Genomic DNA, 649 nt, shown 5'->3' with positions numbered 1-649 from the left:
CCCAATGTAACCGCTTCTAAAGTATTTGAAGATTACATCAAAGCTATTGGCGGCAAGGAAGCTGTAGAAAAGGTGAATTCAGTTTATATGATCGCCCAGGCAAACTTCCAGGGTCAAAAAATGGATCTTGAATCTAAAGTTACGTCTTCAGGAAAATCTTCTACGGAAGTTGGAATGGGAGGCAATGTGATGTCAAGACAGATCTTTAACGGAGCAACCGGTTTTGTAGCTGCTCAGGGACAAAAGATCCCTTACACCGAAGAGCAGATCATTGCTGCTAAAGCTGAAGCACATCCTTTCCCTGAAATGATCGCTGACAACGCCGCTTTAGAAGGAGTTGAAGATGTTGATGGTAAGGAAGCTTATGCTATCAAAATGGATGAAAATACCACCAACTATTACAGCAAGAAAACAGGTTTAAAGGTAAAGCAGGTGAAAACCGTTCAGCAAGGACCACAGACAGTGACTGTTCCTACTACTTTTAGTGATTACCGTGAGGTAGAAGGAGTAAAATTTCCTTTTACCATCAACCAGAGTATGGGACCAATGGTGATCTCTTTCGAGGTTTCGGAGATAAAAGTGAACGAAGGAGTTGTAGACACAGATTTCGAATAGTCTAAGAAAACACAAACAAAAAGACCGGCCTAAG

General features: G+C 41.6%; 1 pseudogene. It reads left to right on the top strand.

Features of this window, described 5'->3' with window-relative positions:
- Positions 1-615 (top strand): annotated as a pseudogene (locus tag HC175_RS16155) (insulinase family protein); the annotation flags it as partial.
- Positions 616-649 lie beyond the last annotated feature (34 nt).

Source organism: Salinimicrobium oceani, from assembly GCF_012037645.1.
Note: the sequence above shows the minus strand (reverse complement) of the source record. Positions and strands in the feature narration are given on the sequence as shown.